Origin of the sequence: Sporosarcina sp. P13, assembly GCF_002743055.1 — a bacterium.
GTDB lineage: Bacteria > Bacillota > Bacilli > Bacillales_A > Planococcaceae > Sporosarcina.
The window spans coordinates 1-18,857 of sequence record NZ_PDYM01000029.1 but is presented as its reverse complement, the minus strand read 5'-3'; the positions used below and the strand labels follow the sequence as shown (position 1 = coordinate 18,857).

Genomic DNA, 18,857 nt, shown 5'->3' with positions numbered 1-18,857 from the left:
CATGAACTTCGAAACTATTGTCGGACTTGAGATCCACGTAGAACTTAAAACTGATACAAAAATCATGTCTCCTGCACCTGCTCATTTTGGTGCAGAGCCAAATAAAAATATCCACGTAACAGACATCGCATACCCGGGTGTCTTACCTACGTTAAATAAAAAAGCAGTAGAGTTCGGAATGAAAGCGTCTATGGCACTAAACTGTGACATCGCACCGATCATGAACTTCGACCGCAAACATTACTTCTACCCCGATAATCCAAAAGCGTACCAAATCTCTCAGGATAAGCGTCCTGTAGGATCAAACGGTTGGATCGAGATTGAAGTAAACGGCAAGAAAAAGAAAATCCGCATTGAGCGTGTTCATTTAGAAGAAGATGCTGGTAAGTTAACGCACTCGGATAATGGCTATTCTTTGGTTGACTTAAACCGCCAAGGTACACCATTAATCGAGATTGTTACAGAAGCAGATGTGCGTTCTCCAGAAGAAGCATATGCGTTCTTAGAAAAGCTAAAAGCAATTATCCAATACACGGGTGTATCCGATGTTCGTATGGAGGAAGGTTCACTACGTTGTGATGCAAACATTTCATTGCGTCCATTCGGCCAAGAGAAGTTCGGTACGAAAACAGAATTGAAAAACCTTAACTCATTCAACTTTATCCGCCGTGGTATTGAGAACGAAGTTGCACGCCAAGAAAAAATATTGCTTTCTGGCGGTACGATTCAACAAGAAACACGTCGTTATGACGAAGCAACTGGCGAAACGGTATTGATGCGTATTAAAGGTAGTGCGAATGACTACCGTTTCATCAATGATCCAGACTTACCTGAAGTCCATATCGAACAAGAGTGGATGGACCGTGTGCGTGCGGAAATTCCAGAATTACCGGATGCACGTAAAACACGTTATGTATCGGAAATGGATCTTCCAGAGTATGATGCACATGTATTAACCTTGACTAAGGAAATGTCTGATTTCTTTGATGCGACTGTAAAAGCTGGTGCTGAACCGAAATTGGCTTCAAACTGGTTGATGGGTGACGTATCTGCTTATTTGAACGCAGAGTCAAAAGAATTGCATGATACACCACTAACACCTGAAAGCTTAGCGCAGTTAGTAAAGTTGATTACAGATGGTACGATTTCATCTAAGATTGCGAAGAAAGTATTCGTGGATCTTGTGAAAAAAGGTGGAAATCCCGCAGATATCGTCAAAGAAAAAGGACTTGTTCAAATTTCCGATGAAGGTACATTACGTACGATCATTACGGAAATCTTGAATGGCAATGAACAGTCTATTGAAGACTTTAAAAACGGTAAAGATCGCGCGGTTGGTTTCCTAGTTGGCCAAGTTATGAAAGCGACAAAAGGACAAGCGAATCCGCCATTAGTTAATAAATTACTAATGGAAGAAATTCAAAAGCGATAATAAATAGTTCAATCGAGAAACGCTTCAGGGGAGACAGGGCAGTCCAATCCTGGGCGTTTTTTCGATTGAATTCCATAATGGGAGGGGATTGTTATGAAAACAGAACAGCAATATTTCGAAAAAGCCGTTTCGCTTCAAGCATATATGGATAATATGCAATCACAAAAAGACAATAGCTTTTTGGTATATGATGGCTTTGAAGTGCCACAGGATGATGAATTTATTGACATACTGAAAGAAAAGCAACCCCATGTTTTAGTTATTACGGAAGATTGGTGCGGCGATGCGATGCTCAACAATCCAATTTTGCGACGAATAGCTGAGGCGGCAGAGATTGAAGTTCGTACAGTTCTACGGGATCAGGATACGGACTTGATCGATCGTTATTTAACTAATGGCGGGCGCTCAATTCCAATGTATTTATTGCTTGATGCAACTGGGGAAGTAGTAGCGAAATGGGGGCCTCGCGCACCGATCTTGCAAGAGTATGTGATGGCAGGACGTGCAGGGTTACCGGACAAAGAAGCTCCAGATTTTGAAGAAAAGCAAAAAGCATTTTATTCGAAGCTTATGTCAGAATATACAGCGAAGCCAGCGAACTGGTTAGCTGTGTATGAAGATATCCGATCTACATGGCTACCTGTTTTACAGAAAACGAATTGATTTTTAAGAAGTTCCCATACTATAAAGGTTATGGTTTGAATAGTTTATTCAGACGTGAAAGGAACGAGGGAAAAGTGTATGAAACGTGCACGTATCATTTATAATCCAACGGCCGGAAGAGAAATTTTCCGTAAGCATTTGGCAGAAGTCCTCGAAAAGCTGGAAAAGGCCGGCTATGAAACTTCTGCTCATGCAACAACTTGTGAAGGAGATGCCACAGTCGCTGCGAAAGAAGCGGTTGAAAGAGGCTTTGACGTTGTGATTGCGGCGGGCGGGGATGGTACGCTCAACGAAGTAGTAGAAGGTGTTGGGCATTTTGAAAAACGTCCTAAAGTCGGGCTAATACCTATTGGGACAACTAATGATTTCGCTAGAGCGCTACGTATTTCAAGGGATATTCACGAAGCGGTTGATATCATTTGTAAAGGAGAAACGACTCCTGTTGATGTAGGGATGATGAATGACCGATACTTTATTAATATTGCAGGTGGCGGCCGAATGACAGAGTTGACTTATGAAGTACCAAGTCGTTTGAAAACCATCATCGGTCAACTCGCTTATTATTTAAAAGGTATTGAAATGCTACCATCCATTCATTCCAGTCATTTACGAATTGAGTATGATGGAAAAGTGTTCGATGAAGAAGCGATGATGTTTCTCATTGGACTGACCAATTCGGTTGGCGGATTTGAAAAGTTAGCACCCGATTCGAGTATCAATGATGGGTATTTCACTTTGCTTATTTTGAAAAAGTGTAATATTGCTGAATTCATTCGTGTGGTGACACTAGCGTCAAGAGGAGAACATTTAGATGATCCGCTTATCGTTTCTGCTAAAGCAGAAAAAATTGTCGTTACTTCAAAAGATGAAGTATTGCTAAATTTGGATGGGGAATATGGTGGTGTATTACCTGCGACTTTCCAAAACTTGTACCGTCATATCGAGATGTTTGTTCCATTACAGAAATTACGTCCGCAAGACCAAGTACAAAAACTTCAATAGAAGACAAAACAAAAGACTATTCCAATCAACGTCTAACGTTCAGTGGAATAGTCTTTATTGCATGTCATAAAATTGTAGTGAACTATGCAACTTACATAGCATCAGGTCGATTTCAGATGTATTCAATTGCTTCTCCTTGTTTAGCAGCTAATTTTGGAACTGCGTGTAATGGCATCCAACGGTAGCTGAATAATTGACCTGCGTCTTTCCCTTCACCTTCCACGCTATACTCCCATTCGCTTTTCTCTTCTCCCACATAGGAAAAATGGAAAATTGTACGTTCGTAAATGACGTTTTTATCTTCAGGGAAGAATTTGGATGACTTTACTTTCCCTTCTAATATAAGTTCATCTCGAAGGATACCGGATTCCTCTTCAATTTCTCGATATAACGCATCCAATAGAAGTTCATTTCGTTCAATGGTACCACCGGGAACTTGAAGACCTGCTTCGGGCTGATCTTTTTGCTCATAGACAAGCAATTTCCGATGTCTACCTTCACCTTTTGTAATATACGCTAATACTTTTCTTTTAACCCTTTTCAATGTATTTCACCTCTCTATAGTTAACCCATTATACTGTAAATTTCAACTATTGACAAGTGAAACGTTTTAACTAAATATTATACAACAACTTGCTGAGCTGTAAATGAAAAACTTCGTCTAAATTTCAACAAATAGGTTATAGAAGCTTAATAAAAGGGAAAGAGTAAAGAAGGTCTATTTAAGGAAGGGATGTACTATGTATAAAAAGCAGGAAAGAAAGCTTATGTGGTTAGTATTTGTTGTTGCTGGAATTATGTTGCTCTCTATTGTAGGAAGATTGTTTTCGTGAAATTAGGAGGTGGTATAGTTGGATTCAGTTTTTTATTCAAGAGTATTAACAGAGTTGACGTTATCATTTCATATTATATATGCCACAATCGGTGTTGGTGTTCCACTTATGATCATGCTCGCACAGTGGGTTGGTATTAAGAAAAATGATGAACACTATATATTACTTGCTCGACGTTGGGCTAGAGGATTCGTTATTACAGTAGCTGTCGGTGTAGTAACTGGTACAGCGATTGGACTGCAATTATCATTGTTGTGGCCAAATTTTATGGAACTCGCAGGAAATGTTATCGCATTGCCGTTATTTATGGAAACGTTTGCGTTCTTTTTTGAAGCTATATTTTTAGGGATTTATTTATATACATGGGATCGTTTCGAAAACCAAAAGAAGCATTTTCTACTACTCATACCTGTTGCAATCGGAGCTTCATTTTCAGCAGTCTTCATTACCATTGTTAATGCGTTCATGAATGCACCTCAAGGCTTCAATTTGGTGAATAATGAACTGATAAACGTTAATCCGTTGATGGCTATGTTTAATCCAGCAATGCCGACAAAGGTTTCCCATGTGCTAGGGACTGCTTATATGACGACCGCTTTCTTATTGGCTGCGATTGCTGCGTTTCGCTTATTGCGTGGATCAAATCATATTTATCATAAAAAGGCATTGTTCCTTACGCTCAAAGTCGGTTTCATCTTCAGTGTTAGTGCTGTATTGATTGGTGATTTGTCAGGTAAATATTTAGCGCAATATCAGCCCGAAAAACTAGCTGCCGCTGAATGGCATTTTGAGACGGAGGAAAATGCACCATTGATCTTATATGGAATACTTGATGATGGTGAAGTGAAATATGCCATAAAAATCCCATATGCATTATCTATTTTGGCGCATGGCTCGCCAACAGCTGAAGTCATTGGTTTGGATCAATTCCCTGAAGAAGATACCCCTCCACTTTATATCCACTATTTATTCGATATCATGGTGACAATTGGTATGATGCTACTCGGATTGTCAGCAATCTTTTGGTTTGGTATGGGTCGAAATTGGAAGTTTGTTGAGTCGCGTTGGTTCCGTTGGCTCATTGTTATTTCAGGACCCCTTGTATTTATCTCGCTAGAGGCGGGATGGTGGCTAGCTGAAGTAGGTAGACAACCGTGGATTTTGCGTAATATTATGCGAACGTCTGAAGGTGCGACGACCAGTGGGCATGTAGATACGATGTTGGTACTTTTCGCGCTACTCTACTTAGTTCTTGGTGTGGGAAGTGTGGTCGTGCTACGGCGAATGTTTATCCGAAATCCGGTTGAGCGAGAGATTGCTGACCGAGCGCAAGAAAAGGGCGGTGATATTCAATGACCATTGAAATTCTTGGAATCACCGTATTATGGGTATTTTTATTCGGTTATATTATGATTGGGGCAATTGACTTTGGCGCGGGTTTTTTCAATGCGTACAGTGTGTTGACAGGTAAACAACGAATTTTAACGAATGTCATCCAGCGCTACTTATCACCTGTGTGGGAAGTAACCAACGTATTTCTGGTGTTTTTCTTCGTTGGAATGATTGGCTTCTTCCCGAAAACTGCATTCTATTATGGAACAACATTGCTTGTGCCCGTAAGTTTCGGGATTATATTGCTGGCAGTCCGGGGATCGTATTATGCATTTGAAACATATGGTGCGCGCGGGCATAAAGGGTATTCATTTGTTTATGGTGTAGCAGGTCTATTATTACCTGCCTCCCTATCCATTGTACTGACAATTTCTGAAGGTGGGTTTGTGGATTTAGTGGATGGTCAACCCATTCTCGATTATTGGAAGCTATTCACCAGTCCGCTTACTTGGGCAATCGTTGTGTTAAGTATAGCGTCTACGCTCTATATTTCATCTGCATTTTTAACATGGTATGCCAATAAAGCAGGAGATGTGGAAGCGACTCAATTATTAAGGAAATATGCGCTCATTTGGGCATTGCCAACTATCATCACAGCAGGGGGCATCATAGTTGAATTACGCAGGCATAACCCTCTTCACTATGAGAATATCCAGCGTTTCTGGCCACTGTTCTTACTGTCGTTCCTACTGTTCATAGGTACGGTATTCCTAATCTGGAAACGTCGCCAATATGGACTGGCTTTCGGATTACTGGCTGGCCAATTTATTTTTGCTTTCTTCGGCTACGGTGCATCACATTATCCTTATTTGTTGTATCCGTACTTAACGATTTATGACAGCTTTACAAATCCAGCGATGGCGATTGCATTAGTCGTAGCCTTTGTATTTGGTTTGTTATTGCTCATCCCCTCCATATACTTGCTACTACGAATGTTCTTGTTCAATAAAGATTATGTCAAGGGGAAAGAGGATCACCATGCGTGAGGAGGATTTACTATGAATGAGTTTTTGATTTTCTATGCACCATTTCTCGTCATTATCGCGGGGATTGCCCTTTCATTCTTTGTTGTATTAAAAGATGATGTCGTGACGAAAAATGAAGTGAAGGAAAGTGAAAAAACAGACGTTTGATGCGTCTGTTTTTTTCTTTGCGTTGCATGGTACACTAGGAGTATCTGAAAGATGAAAGATGGAGGAATATATATGAGTTTTGCAGTAAATAAAAACGAAAAATTACAAGTGCGTATAGAAGATTTAACACATGATGGGGCGGGTGTAGCGAAAGTTGACGGCTACCCACTTTTCATTCCGGGTACGTTACCTGGCGAGACGGTGGATGTACATGTGCTAAAGACATTAAAGAACTATGGTTTTGCTAAATTAGTGGACATCGTAGAACCTTCTGCAGCACGCGTTACACCACCATGTCATGTGTTCCCGACATGTGGTGGATGTCAGATGCAGCACCTATCATACGAAGCGCAACTCACGCAAAAGCGTAAATCGGTACGCGATGTTATGGATCGTATTGCGAAGTTACCAGACGTTCCTGTGCATGAAGTAAAAGGAATGGATGATCCATGGCGTTACCGCAATAAATCACAAATTCCATTTGATACAGTAAATGATCAGGTCATCACAGGCTTTTATAAAACACGCACACATCAAATCGTCGATACGGATGTTTGTTTGATTCAAACGAAAGAAGCAGATGAGTTGATGACGATGCTCAAGCATAAACTTCAGCAGTTAGGAATTGAAACATATAATGAAAAGACGCATAAAGGAATGCTTCGTCATTTGATCGTCAGAAAGGCACGCCAGACGGATCAAGTAATGGTCGTGTTAGTAACGCGTCAGAAGAAGTTTCCACAGAAGCAAGCGGTTGTGGAGTTGATTTTGCAAGAAGTACCGAATGTTACGTCGATTATGCAAAATGTTAATATAGCAAATACCAACGTCATTATGGGCAATGAAACGATTAATCTCTACGGTTCAGATGTGATTATGGATCGAATTGGCGATACGGAATTCGAAATTTCTGCCCGTTCATTCTATCAAGTGAATCCCGTGCAGACAGAAGTATTGTATCAGCAAGCCCTAGACTATGCGGGACTTACTGGGAAGGAAACAGTCATTGATGCTTATTGTGGCATTGGAACGATTTCATTGTTTTTAGCCAAGCAAGCGAAAGAAGTATATGGTGTGGAAATTGTTCCGCAAGCAATTGAAGATGCGAAACGTAATGCGCAGATCAACGGTATAACGAATACACATTTTGAAGCAGGTCCTGCAGAAGATGTCATTCCAAAGTGGTATGCGGAAGGTAAACGATTTGATGTATTAGTTGTCGATCCACCACGTAAAGGCTGCGATGAGAAGTTGTTGGATACGATTTTGAAGTATAAGCCGGAGAAAGTCGTTTATGTATCCTGTAATCCAGGGACTCTGGCGCGTGATTTACGGATTTTGGAGGATGGCGGTTACCGGGCGAGGGAAGTGCAACCGGTAGATATGTTCCCGCATAGTAGTCACGTCGAGTGCGTGGTGTGGATGTCAAGGGTGGTGTCTAACTAAAAATCACATTTTCTATCAAAATAAACATTTGCCGAAACACCCTGGTATTGTAATAATTAACATCTGCAGATAATTATTAAAGTTTCTAATTTAATGTAAATTAAACGAAAAGTTCAATTAGATTTGTGTACTTTGGTAAAGACTAAACTTTGATAGTATGAAGATGAAATTACTTATCTCATAAAAGACGGGGGTACATACATGAAAGTATCGACACAAATTAAAATCAATAACACCAAAGAAAAAGTTTGGGCAGTGATAGCTGATATTGAAAACTCAGCAAGCTTTATTAGTGGAATAACCAACATAGAAATCATTACTCCAGCGGGAGCTGATCTTGTTGGCTTGAAATGGAAAGAAACTAGAAAAATGTTTGGAAAAGAAGCCGTTGAAGTAATGTGGATAACTGACAGTCAGAAATATCATTACTATCAGACTAGAGCAGAGAATCATGGTGCGATTTATGTGTCCCGTTTAGAGATTACCGAAGAGAATGATGGTGTACTCCTTGAGATGTCATTTGAGGGACAAGGTTTAACTTTTATGGCTAAAATTATGAGTAAAGTCTTTGGTGTTTTTATGAAGAAATCAATGATCAAAGCAATTGAAGCTGACCTTCAAGATATAAAAAAAGCTTGTGAAGTATAGTAGAATTTTATCTGAACAAGAAGTTCCCTCGACCAAATGGTTCGGGGGATTTTTGACCCATCAAAATTTGAAGTTTAACCAAACATATTATATAATATTGAAAAAATCGGAAAACTATTTATGGATTTGGAAGGAAGTTGGTGAAATTGAAGAACGGGTCAAATCATCAAAGTATTGTTGAAAGTTTACGTGAGTACAATCTAAAGAAAAACATTAAAGAACAACTAAAAATAATTAATCCTCTCTTGGGTAAAAAAGAAACAGACATAAAGGTTCATTTAATGCATGCATTGGCTACTGGTGTAATGACGAAGAGTGAATTGGATTTCTTGGAAGTCAAAATGGCGCTTGGTCGTATGTGTTTAGAATTAGAACAAGTATTAGATAATGTTTATATCGCTATTTTGTTTTATGATAGTGAACATAATAATGTTTTTCATGGTGCCGGCCCGAGCATTCCAGTGGAATACTCTGACTTCTATAATGTTATTAATGAACAGGGAATGTTTGATGAAAATTGTTGTTCATGTGGAAGAGCTATTTATACACAAGAAGTTGTGCAAACAGATATTGGAACGAGTACACTTTGGACAAAATTTAGAGATAGTGTTATTGAATACGGTTTCAAATCTTGTACCTCCATACCATTCTTTACAGACACTGGTCGATTGGCTGGAACTTTTGGTTTTCTTTCTAAAAGGCCAAACAATTATTTAACACGAGATGAAGTGGAAATGATTCAAGAAAAAGTTTCTATGTTTAGTTTTGAAATTCAAACGATATCTGATCGTATTCATGAGTATACGGAAGTTGGTAATGGTAGACTGACAATTTAATAAGAAAAGGGGATCGGCGCATGACTGTTGGAGAACGCCTGAAAATGCTTCGCTTGGAAAGAAGACTTACAATGCTGGAGGTTGCATCTAAAATTGGGCTGGCAAAATCATCTTATGCAAGTTATGAAGCGGGACATAGAAATCCCCCCATCGATAAGCTAGTAGCATTAGCCCAACTGTATAATGTTTCAACAGATTATATACTGAGATTAACGAATACTCCTGATTCTGTTGAATCTCTTCAAAAGCAACATCTACAATGGGATGGAATAAGTTTAAGTGAAAAGGAATTAGAAGTTGTTCATCAGGTTGTTGAATTAATGACTGAAAAGCATCAAGAAAATAATAAAGTAAAGTTGAGACATATGGATATCGGGTAATATTCATTGTCTTTTTTTCTCTAAAGGGTCGCTTAAAGTGAACAATGTTCAGAATGGGGGTATTTTTATGGAGCGTGGATTTACTACTCAATTTAGAAAGGCAAACGTAGGAAGTACATCTAACTATGTCATTGGTAATGACCAGGTAAGTGAGTCAAGCAAATCAGTACTGACGAATGACAAAATTATGTTAGTGGAAAAATTAGCTGCTGGAGTAGCACATGAGGTTAGAAATCCACTTACCTCCATTAAAGGCTTCGTTCAATTATTAAATATGGGCGTTCATAAACCTGAATATTTTTCAATGATTTATTCTGAGATAAATAAGGTCGAGGAGATAATAAATAGACTTGTTGGGCTAGCTGACACACAATCAATGAACTTTTGTATAAATGATATTGGTCTTATCCTGGAACGAACTTTGACGAGGATGAATGACTTGCCCCTACCTAATGATTTGAAGATAATTTTAAGTGTAGAAGAACATACTTTTTCTATTTACTGCGATGAAGTTCGACTACAACAGGCTTTTGAAAATATAATAAAAAATGCTATTGAAGCATCAGTTTGCAATAAAAAAATATATATCACTTGTAAAACAAATGAATCCCATATTCATGTCAGGATAAAAGATCAAGGTGTCGGTATCCCAGATGATAAAATTGAGCATCTTTTTGAACCGTTTTACTGCGTGAAGAAGAATAGTACAGGTTTCGGTCTAATGATTAGTGACAAAATTATTAAAGAACATAATGGAACTATTGAAGTGAAAAGTGAGTTGGAAATAGGCACATCGGTTGATATTTATCTTCCACTAGTAAAATCATAAGTCCGTATGTCACGGCAGTTGAATAAAGTGATTTGGTGGTATGAGTGATGGACGTCTGTGGAGAGCGAGCTACCCAAGGTTTCAACATATAGCGCGGGGGAACCCCCGTTGAGTAAAGATTAGCCATACACTCATAGATTGTCTTGTAATCCAACCAGTTGCAAGACATGGGTTTGGAAATACTTTTATGGTAGCAGGATTATTAGTATTTTTCTTAATGGCAGCTGAATATCTCCAATTAAAAATTGACAAAGCGGAATGCTCTAGCGGGTAAAGCAGTACCTGTTATTGAGGATGGAACATTAAATGGAAGTAACTTAAGTAAGACCTTCGTGAATGAATTAGAGACAACAATACAGTGACATCACAACCATTTTCTAGTAAAAGCAATAACATTTTCACTGAGCCCTTCAACTTAGATGATTGGAGGTATTATAATTGGGGCATGACCATGCGCCTGGTGCAAACTAAAAGCATTAAAGGAATTGTGTGGTAGACGAAAAAAAGCTCGATTCCACTTGAAATAGGAACCCAGCTTGTGAAATTAATTTCTATAATATGCAAATACGCATGCGACGTAATATGTTCTTAATCAAATCTAAAGTTGTATACTTATAACTCCATAATAATGGTGACGATAATTCCTAATACTATTCCAATAGCAATTGCAGCAGTAAATAGCAACGCTCTTTTCAAGTCCTCATCTCCCTTATACTCTTTTATCAAATGTATTACTTATGACGGGAAGATATGTACTTTTTGCGAATTATAGATAAAGTTTCTGTGCTAATTACATTTTCAAAAATTCAAGAGCTGATCGCAATAAATATCGCAAATGTTGGATATGGAAATTTTAGCAACGTATGTTATCAATGCAATGTTAAAAGGGTATTCCCAGGGGGTACGTTTACTTATGATTGTCGATACGCCTCGACGAACAGAATACTTAAAGGAACTAGCGGCTCGCGCAAAATGGAAGTGGAGAACAGATATTAGTAGACCTGCGAGTCGGAATTGGCGCAAGTTGTGTTTGAGAACCCTCAACATGGGTGGTTTAAATAGAGGAAAGGATTTGCCGCACTTTTATTTATTGAATTATTGATGTAGAGGTGGGAGGAGTTAAAAAATGGGATACTAAATCGGTATGTTTTTTGGTACTAATGGTAGATAAGCGGTGGTTTAACAGGTTTTTATTAAAGATATGAATAAATAACATACCCACTTTAAGGTGGGATACATTTACGATGTCGAGTACATGAAGGTGCAGAATCTGATACGACCAGTTTCCGTGCTCCGAATGAAACGCTTCAAAGATTAGTTAAATGGTACAGGGTTCATACAGTGTCCCAGAACAAGCAAATTTCATTAATTCCGTATAATAATATGAACAAAATAAATAATGTAGGGCATGGCAAGTACTAATCCTTCGCGCTTTCCAACTTTGTATCCAGTCCTTGAAAAAATCAATAATACAATAGTCAGTACAATCATAAACACAACATCAATTAATACTTTACCGTTCACCGCTAATGGAGAAATTGCAGAAGAGACACCTAGTACAAATAAAATATTGAAAATATTACTGCCAACTACATTTCCCACAGCAACACCAGCACTTCCTTCCAGTGTAGCAATTATACTGACAGTCGCTTCCGGTGAACTTGTCCCAAAAGCTACAATTGTTACCCCGATTAAAATAGGCGGGACCCGAAGCAGTCTTGCGATATTGGAAGACCCGTCAACAAAAAAATAGCTCCCTTTATCAACAACGCAAATCCTACAAATAATAAAATATAAGCCGTTTATATTTTTCCCCATTTCGTATTTTAACTTATACATTCTGTCGCTTTAAATATACCTCGTTATTAGGGAATATATAAATAATAGCGCGGGGAATTGATACACTTCACTATGAACTTGAGCGCCATGCATATCGATTTTATTTGGGCTCCCTGAATGTCTTTTGTCTTTATATCCGCAGACTAACAACTAGTCCACTTCAGAAACTTGTATTTACTGAATCATAACCTGGGGATGAATTAATGGCACATGGATAGATTCTTCATACATGTTATAACACTTTTAATAGAGGCCTCCGTGTGCACCAAGAAGTTCGCCATGGTCTGATGTAAAAAGGACTATTGTATTATCATAGAAAGTGGAGCTTTCAAGTGCTTGAAAGACGTTATTCACTTCTTTATACGCCACTTTTCCAATTCCTTAGTTTCATAGACTGAGGGGTATCTTTCTTGATCAACCATTAAGAAAAGAATGTTAGGTTTATTCTTTTTTTCAATACCTAGATCCTTTCATTATATATATCTTATTGTGAGATTTTGTTTATGTTTTTTATAACATGTCTGAATCAGAGGAAGTAAACCAAGGTACTTAAAATGATACAGTATAAGCCCTCATGTCGGATGTTTCAGCAAGTGTTTTGTTCTAGGCGTTGCAGCCATCCAAGATTTGCTTGTTAGGTTCGAAGTCAATAAAATTTTTCGTTCTCAAGCAAAGGATCGATCCTAGGTACGGAATTTAAACTGTTATTTGATATACCTAAGGAAGTGTTGTTTGTGCGCATACAAGAACACTTTAATAGTCTGATTTAGTATCTTTCAATGGATGCATTCTTTCAATAATAAACTTCAACAATAAGGGTAAGCATTTTATCTTAACATTACTATTTCTCGTAATTAAAAAAAGATTGACTGGTCAAAAGACATGTATTACAATGAGTATAAATATTTGGAAAACTCCAACAGTTTTGAGAAGGGGGGAAGGAGTCTGGCTACTATATTTTGTAAGTACAATAGTTCATAAAATCTAAGATGTCCTCTACCTAGAAGTTAGAGGTAGTAGTTCTGATCACTAAATTATATTGACTGGTCAAATTTATGGTGTATACTTTAAATATTGAATTAACTGGAAAGTGGTTCAAGCTGAAATAAAAAAACAGGAACTGAGGTGTAGAAATGAAAGATCAATATCTTCAAATGTTAGTAAGTCCGGCTAAAACAGTTGCAATTGTTGGAGCGAATAATCGTTTTGCAACACGAGTAATGTTAGATAATTTAAAAGAAATGGGTTATAAAGGAACAATTTATCTTGTAAATCCGAGATATGAAGATATCTGCGGTATTCGATGCTATCCATCGCTACTGGAAATAAAGGAACAAATTGATGTTGTGATCGGACTAGTAAATCCTCGTTTAATGATTGAAGTCGCGAGTGCGGCTAGTGCAATCAACGCAAAACTTCTCGTGATTCCTGGCGGCGGCTACGGTGAAAGTGGGCGAGAAGGAGAGGAAATACAAAACGCAATAATTGAAAGCGCTTCAATCTCGGGAATGAGAGTTGTCGGACCGAACTGCATGGGATATTTTGATATGCAGAATCGTTTCACACCATACATCGGCACATTGCATCGGCCGCTACGCCCTTTGAAAAAGGGAACGGTTTCTATTATCTCACAAAGTGGTTCAGTTAACGATGCTTTTGTTGCATCCAGATTATGTATTAATAAAGTGTATTCTACGGGTAACGAAGCGGATGTCAAAATGGCTGATTATATTACATTATTAGCTAAGGATCCTGAAACTTCGGTTATTATTTTATATATTGAAGCGATACGAGATCATGAAAAGTTTTTAAGAGCACTTGATCTATGTAGTGATAATAAAAAACCTGTCATTGCAATGAAAGTAGGTAGGACGACTAAGTCGGCTGCCGTTGCAAATGCGCATTCTGGAGCTTTAGCTGGAGATTACAAAATAGAGAAACTTGTTTTGGAAGAACACGGAGTGATTTTTGTGGATGATATTGATGAGGCTGTTGCAGTTGCTCAATTATTATCTCAGCCATATCTACCTAAACAAAATACCGTGTCTGCACTTACAGTATCTGGGGGACAAGCTGGGTTATTGTTAGATTTGGCAGAGGATTACGGTATTGACTTCCCTGAGTTTCATGACTCAACTAAGAAAACGTTAGGTGATGAACTTCCTGAGTTAGGGGAAATCTCTAACCCTTTAGACGTTTGGGGGAAAAGTGGTAGAGAATTCACGGAGGTATCAAACCTTTGTCTTTCTTCTATAATAAAAGATCCTACTATTGGCATTGTTACAGTTGCGATTGATGCACCTAATGGTCAAGGGGATCATGAATTTGATTTTACAGGCACACCAGCAAAAGATCTTGTTGGGTTACGAAAAGAATCAGATAAACCATTTCTATACTTTAGTCATATTCAAACAGAATTCGACCCACGTGTCTTGATGATTTTGGAAGAGGCTCAAATACCAGTCATACAAGGTAGCCGTAATGCGTTAATTGCTTGCCGTGCATTATTCCAATACACAGAGTTCTTAAATCGAAAGGATAAAACACCAATATATTCAGTAGCCGATACGTCTTCTCAGCTAGAACCAACTTTACTTCATGATGATGAAGGACGCGAGATGCTTGAAGAAAACCGTTTCCCGTCACCAAGTGAAAAAGTCGTAATCACTTTATCTGAAGCAATTGAGTACGCTGATTCAATTGGCTATCCTGTTGTGTTAAAAGCACAAGGATTAGCACATAAAACAGATGTTGGTGGCGTGGCGCTTAACCTGAAGAATGCTAACGAGTTAAAAGAAGCATGGGGTGGAATGGCACATCTCAAATCTCCATTCTTTCTAATACAGGAAATGGTGACAGATGGATTTGAGACAATATTGGCTTATAAAACAGACGATCATTATGGACCAATTGTAATATTTGGTTTAGGAGGCATTTACACAGAATTATACAATGAAGTGGTTTTGGCAGTGCCGCCAATTTCAAATGAAAAAGCAATGCAAATGATAAGTAGCATACCAATGCTTTGGAAAAATGTTCAAGGATATCGTGGTAATCCGCCATTAGATAAAGAAGCGCTAGCACAAGCGATTATACAAATGGGTAAAACGGCAATCGAGAAATATGAAGAGGTTGTTGAATTTGAAATTAATCCATTAGCTGTTAGAAAACAAGGAGTAGTAGCTCTAGATGTTCTAGCATCAGTAAAAAGTTCAACATCAAAAAAGGAATCCGAGTTAATCAAATGATGGTTCTACTATGAACTAATGTTAGGTTGCTATAGCGAAATAAGGAGTAGAGGTCTTAGTAAGTAGAAGTAGGCAAAACCCAAGGAGGTTTTCAAGTGGAGAAAAAGAAAATAGATTGGTTTATCTTTATGTCTACATTTGTATTAATTGTTGCGATTTGCTTGCCGTTGGTGATGTACCCCGAAAGTGGAAGTAAATTAGTTAGCATGGCCAATGGATTTGTGACAAAAAACTTTGGAATGGTATTTCTTTGGGCTGGGGCAGGCGGATTTGCCTTTCTAATCTACTTATACTTTAGCAAACACGGAAAGATTAAGTTTGGAACAAAAGAAGAAAAACCTGAGTTTTCAAACTTCAGTTGGGGTGCTATGATATTCTGTGCGGGTGTTGCATCTGGACTAGTATACTGGGCTACGATTGAGTGGGCATACTATTTTACAGATCCTCCCTACGGAATTGAAGCAGGATCTACTAATGCAGCTGAGATAGCAGCCGCTTATGGGATTTTTCACTGGGGACCATCGGCTTGGGCATTCTTTGTTCTACCAGCCATCCCAATTGCTTATTCTTATTACATTTTAAAAGTTCCTATTTTGCGATTAAGTGAGATTTGTAGAATAGTTATTGGAAAACGAGCAGATGGATTTTTAGGTAAAGCGATTGATATTGCTTTTATGTTTGGAATCTTGGGTGCAGCTGGTACATCCTTAGGATTAGGTACGCCATTAGTGGCTGCAGGTGTAAGTAAGTTAACGGGTATAGAGGCTTCTATGTCCATGAATGTATTTATACTGATCTTATGCACAGCGTTATTCACTTGGAGCGCCTACTCAGGATTAAAACGAGGATTAAAAGTATTAAGTGATATAGCTATTGTTTTTTCTGTTATTCTCTTGAGCTATATACTACTAGTGGGACCGACTGAATTCATCTTGAAAATGGGTACAAACAGTATTGGAATGTTGTTTAATAATTTCGTGCGCTGGAATACGTATACAGATCCTGTAGGAAATACAGGTTTTGTAGAAGGATGGACAGTATTCTATTGGGCATGGTGGATAGTATATACACCGTTTATGGGTCTATTTATTGCTAAGATTTCAAAAGGCAGGACTATTAAACAAGTAATTTTGGGTGGTCTTGCATGGGGATCGTTGGGATGTACTGCGTATTTCACGGTCCTAGGAAATTATTCTATGCATTTACAACTCACAAATGTTTTATCAGTCACAGGTTTAGTTGAGCAGATAGGTGCGCCGGCAGCAATTATTGAAGTAATTAATACACTTCCTTTCGGATCACTTGCTGTACTGATTTTTAGTTTTATCGCGCTAATCTTTTTAGCGACGACATTTGACTCTGCCGCCTATATGATGGCTTCAGCAACAACTCCAAAACTTACAATGAATGAAGAACCCGCTAAATGGAATCGATTGTTTTGGGCATTAACTTTATTTATTTTACCTGCAACGTTGATGATACTTGGTGGTGATCTTCAAACAATTCAAACAGCATCAATCTTGACAGCACTTCCATTTATATTAGTAATTTTGCTCCTTGTAGTGTCGTTAATGAGAATGCTGAAAACAGAAGCACACTTAACACAAGATTCACAGACTGAAGTCGCTGAGCAATACGAGAATTCAGAAACGATTGAGGTAAGCTTACAAAAAGAAAAAGTAGGAATTATCACTGAATTTGAAGGGGATTTTGCTGTGAAGAAGTAATTGAGCTACTAACTTGTTTTTTAAAGTTTTGAATTGAACTTTGAAAGGGAGAGAAATATGAGAGATTATAAAACGATTATCTATTCGGTTGAGAATAACATTGCAACAATCACTTTAAATCGTCCAAATAAATTAAATGCGGTAACAGAACAAATGACTGAGGATATTTGGAATGCGTTAGATGAATCAGAAAGAGATTCCGATGTAAAAGTAGTTATCTTGACAGGTGCGGGTGGGAACTTTTCCGCGGGTGCAGATTTAAAAGAGTCTATGGATTTACCTTCTCCTATTGGCGATGAGCCTTCGGAAGTATATCGCGCACAGCTAGAAACATTTCTACGTGTAGGTTTGAAATTATGGGATTTGAAAAAACCTGTTATTGCCGCTGTCAGTGGACATACTTATGGAGTAGCAGCTGACTGGGTATTCTCTGCGGATCTTGCCATTGCTTCGGATACTACATTAATCGGTGAACCGGAGATTCGTTTTGGTGCAGCTCCTGCAACTTTAATGATGCCATGGATTGTTGGCATGAGGAAAGCGAAGGAACTACTTTATACAGGGGATTCTGTTGATGCAGAAGAAGGATATCGTCTAGGTATCTTCAATCGAGTTGTTCCAGAAGATGAGTTAATGGAAGAAACACTAAAGATGGCGAGGAAGATGGTGAATATACCGCCTTCTGCATTGAAAATCACAAAAATGGCTGTTAATAAAACATATGAAATGATGAATTTAAAACAATCTCTTGATTATAATCTTGAAACAGCAATCTCCATGTTTTTCTTGAGCCAAGAAGAAGAGTTTGCTGAAGTTGGAAGGATGATTCGCGAGCAAGGGGTTGGCGCTTTCTTAAAGGCGACAGAGAAAGTTTGATTGCTATTATGTAGCTACATTAATTAAATAGAATATAAACCCACTATAAGAAACTTTTATAGTGGGTTTATTGTAGTTATAAATTAAATTCTAGTGGATTTTAATGACTATTTTGACTTCACTGTATACGTTGAAACTGGGAATAGGGAAAGTACGCCAGGATCGACCGATTCAAGGAGGCGGGCCACCACTATGTAATCTGCTCGAATGGTAAGGAGACTTCTAGTATGTAGTCAATCAGCAAATGCAGAACACCCCCGTGAATGAGGTTACACATAGTAAACTTCATTCATGGGGGTGTTCTGTAATAAATAACTATAGATTGCCTATTGAACAATTATTACTGTACTTGATCGATAGCATTTGATCTTTTACCTACATACTTTAAATGTATTTTTAGCAACATAACCAACATGCAGGTTCAACATTATAAAAGAACTGGATCTACGTCAATATCCTGGACACAAAAAAGTTAAGTCCGTTTCAGAACGGCATCCATTCATGGAGCGTCCTGTATCCAGCGAAACCAGTCAAGTGAAAGACCGCACTTGACAGCTTTCGCTGGATACAGGA

15 protein-coding genes and 2 pseudogenes are annotated in these 18,857 nt (G+C 38.3%); 14 read left to right on the top strand and 3 right to left on the bottom strand.

What is annotated here, in order from left to right; genetic code table 11:
- Position 1: 1 nt before the first annotated feature.
- The 3 genes from gatB to CSV79_RS12275 all read left to right on the top strand — a co-directional run bounded on the left by gatB (position 2) and on the right by CSV79_RS12275 (position 3,097).
- Positions 2-1,432: an Asp-tRNA(Asn)/Glu-tRNA(Gln) amidotransferase subunit GatB gene (gene gatB, locus CSV79_RS12285; RefSeq protein ID WP_099689354.1), complete on the top strand. Its 1,431-nt coding sequence runs from the start codon at positions 2-4 to the stop codon at positions 1,430-1,432.
- 93 nt (positions 1,433-1,525) lie between these two features.
- Positions 1,526-2,095 (top strand): thioredoxin family protein, encoded by a 570-nt coding sequence (locus CSV79_RS12280; protein ID WP_099689353.1) that lies wholly within the window; start codon positions 1,526-1,528, stop codon positions 2,093-2,095.
- A 78-nt stretch (positions 2,096-2,173) separates the two neighbouring features.
- Entirely contained in the window at positions 2,174-3,097 is a 924-nt protein-coding gene (locus tag CSV79_RS12275; RefSeq protein ID WP_099689352.1) for a diacylglycerol kinase, read from the top strand.
- A gap of 112 nt (positions 3,098-3,209) precedes the next feature.
- Here CSV79_RS12275 and CSV79_RS12270 read toward each other — a convergent pair whose 3' ends face one another.
- Positions 3,210-3,641, bottom strand: a complete 432-nt coding sequence (locus tag CSV79_RS12270) for an NUDIX hydrolase (RefSeq protein ID WP_099689351.1) — start codon at positions 3,639-3,641, stop codon at positions 3,210-3,212.
- Positions 3,642-3,948: 307 nt separating this feature from the next.
- On the opposite strand from CSV79_RS12270, the gene CSV79_RS12265 reads away from it, so the two are divergent.
- From CSV79_RS12265 to CSV79_RS12235, 8 genes are all read left to right on the top strand, one after another.
- Complete coding sequence (locus CSV79_RS12265; protein ID WP_099689350.1) at positions 3,949-5,286, top strand: cytochrome ubiquinol oxidase subunit I; 1,338 nt, start codon at positions 3,949-3,951, stop codon at positions 5,284-5,286.
- A complete protein-coding gene (locus tag CSV79_RS12260; protein ID WP_099689349.1) occupies positions 5,283-6,308 on the top strand; it encodes a cytochrome d ubiquinol oxidase subunit II in 1,026 nt (341 codons plus the stop codon). Before CSV79_RS12265 ends, CSV79_RS12260 begins: the two co-directional genes overlap by 4 nt.
- Before the next feature lie 12 nt (positions 6,309-6,320).
- Entirely contained in the window at positions 6,321-6,455 is a 135-nt protein-coding gene (gene cydS / locus CSV79_RS17320) for a cytochrome bd oxidase small subunit CydS family protein (RefSeq protein WP_255407444.1), read from the top strand.
- A gap of 72 nt (positions 6,456-6,527) precedes the next feature.
- Positions 6,528-7,901, top strand: coding sequence for a 23S rRNA (uracil(1939)-C(5))-methyltransferase RlmD (rlmD, locus tag CSV79_RS12255; protein ID WP_099689376.1), 1,374 nt, complete (start codon positions 6,528-6,530; stop codon positions 7,899-7,901).
- 201 nt (positions 7,902-8,102) lie between these two features.
- Complete coding sequence (locus CSV79_RS12250; protein WP_099689348.1) at positions 8,103-8,549, top strand: SRPBCC family protein; 447 nt, start codon at positions 8,103-8,105, stop codon at positions 8,547-8,549.
- 140 nt (positions 8,550-8,689) lie between these two features.
- The gene (locus tag CSV79_RS12245) at positions 8,690-9,385 is read left to right on the top strand and encodes a GAF domain-containing protein (protein ID WP_143560575.1); all 696 of its coding nucleotides are present in this window, start codon (positions 8,690-8,692) and stop codon (positions 9,383-9,385) included.
- Between the two features lie 20 nt (positions 9,386-9,405).
- Entirely contained in the window at positions 9,406-9,765 is a 360-nt protein-coding gene (locus CSV79_RS12240) for a helix-turn-helix domain-containing protein (protein WP_099689346.1), read from the top strand.
- 67 nt (positions 9,766-9,832) lie between these two features.
- Positions 9,833-10,594: an ATP-binding protein gene (locus tag CSV79_RS12235; protein WP_099689345.1), complete on the top strand. Its 762-nt coding sequence runs from the start codon at positions 9,833-9,835 to the stop codon at positions 10,592-10,594.
- A gap of 1,365 nt (positions 10,595-11,959) precedes the next feature.
- Here CSV79_RS12235 and CSV79_RS12225 read toward each other — a convergent pair.
- Positions 11,960-12,387 (bottom strand): annotated as a pseudogene (locus CSV79_RS12225) (sodium:calcium antiporter).
- Positions 12,388-12,679: 292 nt separating this feature from the next.
- A pseudogene (locus CSV79_RS16635) lies at positions 12,680-12,784 on the bottom strand (sulfatase-like hydrolase/transferase); the annotation flags it as partial.
- A 782-nt stretch (positions 12,785-13,566) separates the two neighbouring features.
- On the opposite strand from CSV79_RS16635, the gene CSV79_RS12220 reads away from it, so the two are divergent.
- The 3 genes from CSV79_RS12220 (at position 13,567) to CSV79_RS12210 (ending at position 18,284) form a co-directional block, all read left to right on the top strand.
- Complete coding sequence (locus CSV79_RS12220; protein ID WP_099689342.1) at positions 13,567-15,681, top strand: acetate--CoA ligase family protein; 2,115 nt, start codon at positions 13,567-13,569, stop codon at positions 15,679-15,681.
- Between the two features lie 95 nt (positions 15,682-15,776).
- The gene (locus CSV79_RS12215) at positions 15,777-17,408 is read left to right on the top strand and encodes a BCCT family transporter (protein ID WP_099689341.1); all 1,632 of its coding nucleotides are present in this window, start codon (positions 15,777-15,779) and stop codon (positions 17,406-17,408) included.
- Between the two features lie 57 nt (positions 17,409-17,465).
- On the top strand, positions 17,466-18,284 hold the full coding sequence (locus tag CSV79_RS12210) for an enoyl-CoA hydratase/isomerase family protein (RefSeq protein ID WP_099689340.1): 819 nt from the start codon (positions 17,466-17,468) through the stop codon (positions 18,282-18,284).
- The last annotated feature ends 573 nt before the right edge of the window (positions 18,285-18,857 follow it).

Coding starts and splice junctions, on each gene's coding strand:
- gatB (WP_099689354.1), top strand. CDS start 2: ATGAACTTCGAAACTATTGTCGGACTTGAGATCCACGTAGAACTTAAA.
- CSV79_RS12280 (WP_099689353.1), top strand. CDS start 1,526: ATGAAAACAGAACAGCAATATTTCGAAAAAGCCGTTTCGCTTCAAGCA.
- CSV79_RS12275 (WP_099689352.1), top strand. CDS start 2,174: ATGAAACGTGCACGTATCATTTATAATCCAACGGCCGGAAGAGAAATT.
- CSV79_RS12260 (WP_099689349.1), top strand. CDS start 5,283: ATGACCATTGAAATTCTTGGAATCACCGTATTATGGGTATTTTTATTC.
- cydS (WP_255407444.1), top strand. CDS start 6,321: ATGAATGAGTTTTTGATTTTCTATGCACCATTTCTCGTCATTATCGCG.
- rlmD (WP_099689376.1), top strand. CDS start 6,528: ATGAGTTTTGCAGTAAATAAAAACGAAAAATTACAAGTGCGTATAGAA.
- CSV79_RS12250 (WP_099689348.1), top strand. CDS start 8,103: ATGAAAGTATCGACACAAATTAAAATCAATAACACCAAAGAAAAAGTT.
- CSV79_RS12240 (WP_099689346.1), top strand. CDS start 9,406: ATGACTGTTGGAGAACGCCTGAAAATGCTTCGCTTGGAAAGAAGACTT.
- CSV79_RS12235 (WP_099689345.1), top strand. CDS start 9,833: ATGGAGCGTGGATTTACTACTCAATTTAGAAAGGCAAACGTAGGAAGT.
- CSV79_RS12220 (WP_099689342.1), top strand. CDS start 13,567: ATGAAAGATCAATATCTTCAAATGTTAGTAAGTCCGGCTAAAACAGTT.
- CSV79_RS12210 (WP_099689340.1), top strand. CDS start 17,466: ATGAGAGATTATAAAACGATTATCTATTCGGTTGAGAATAACATTGCA.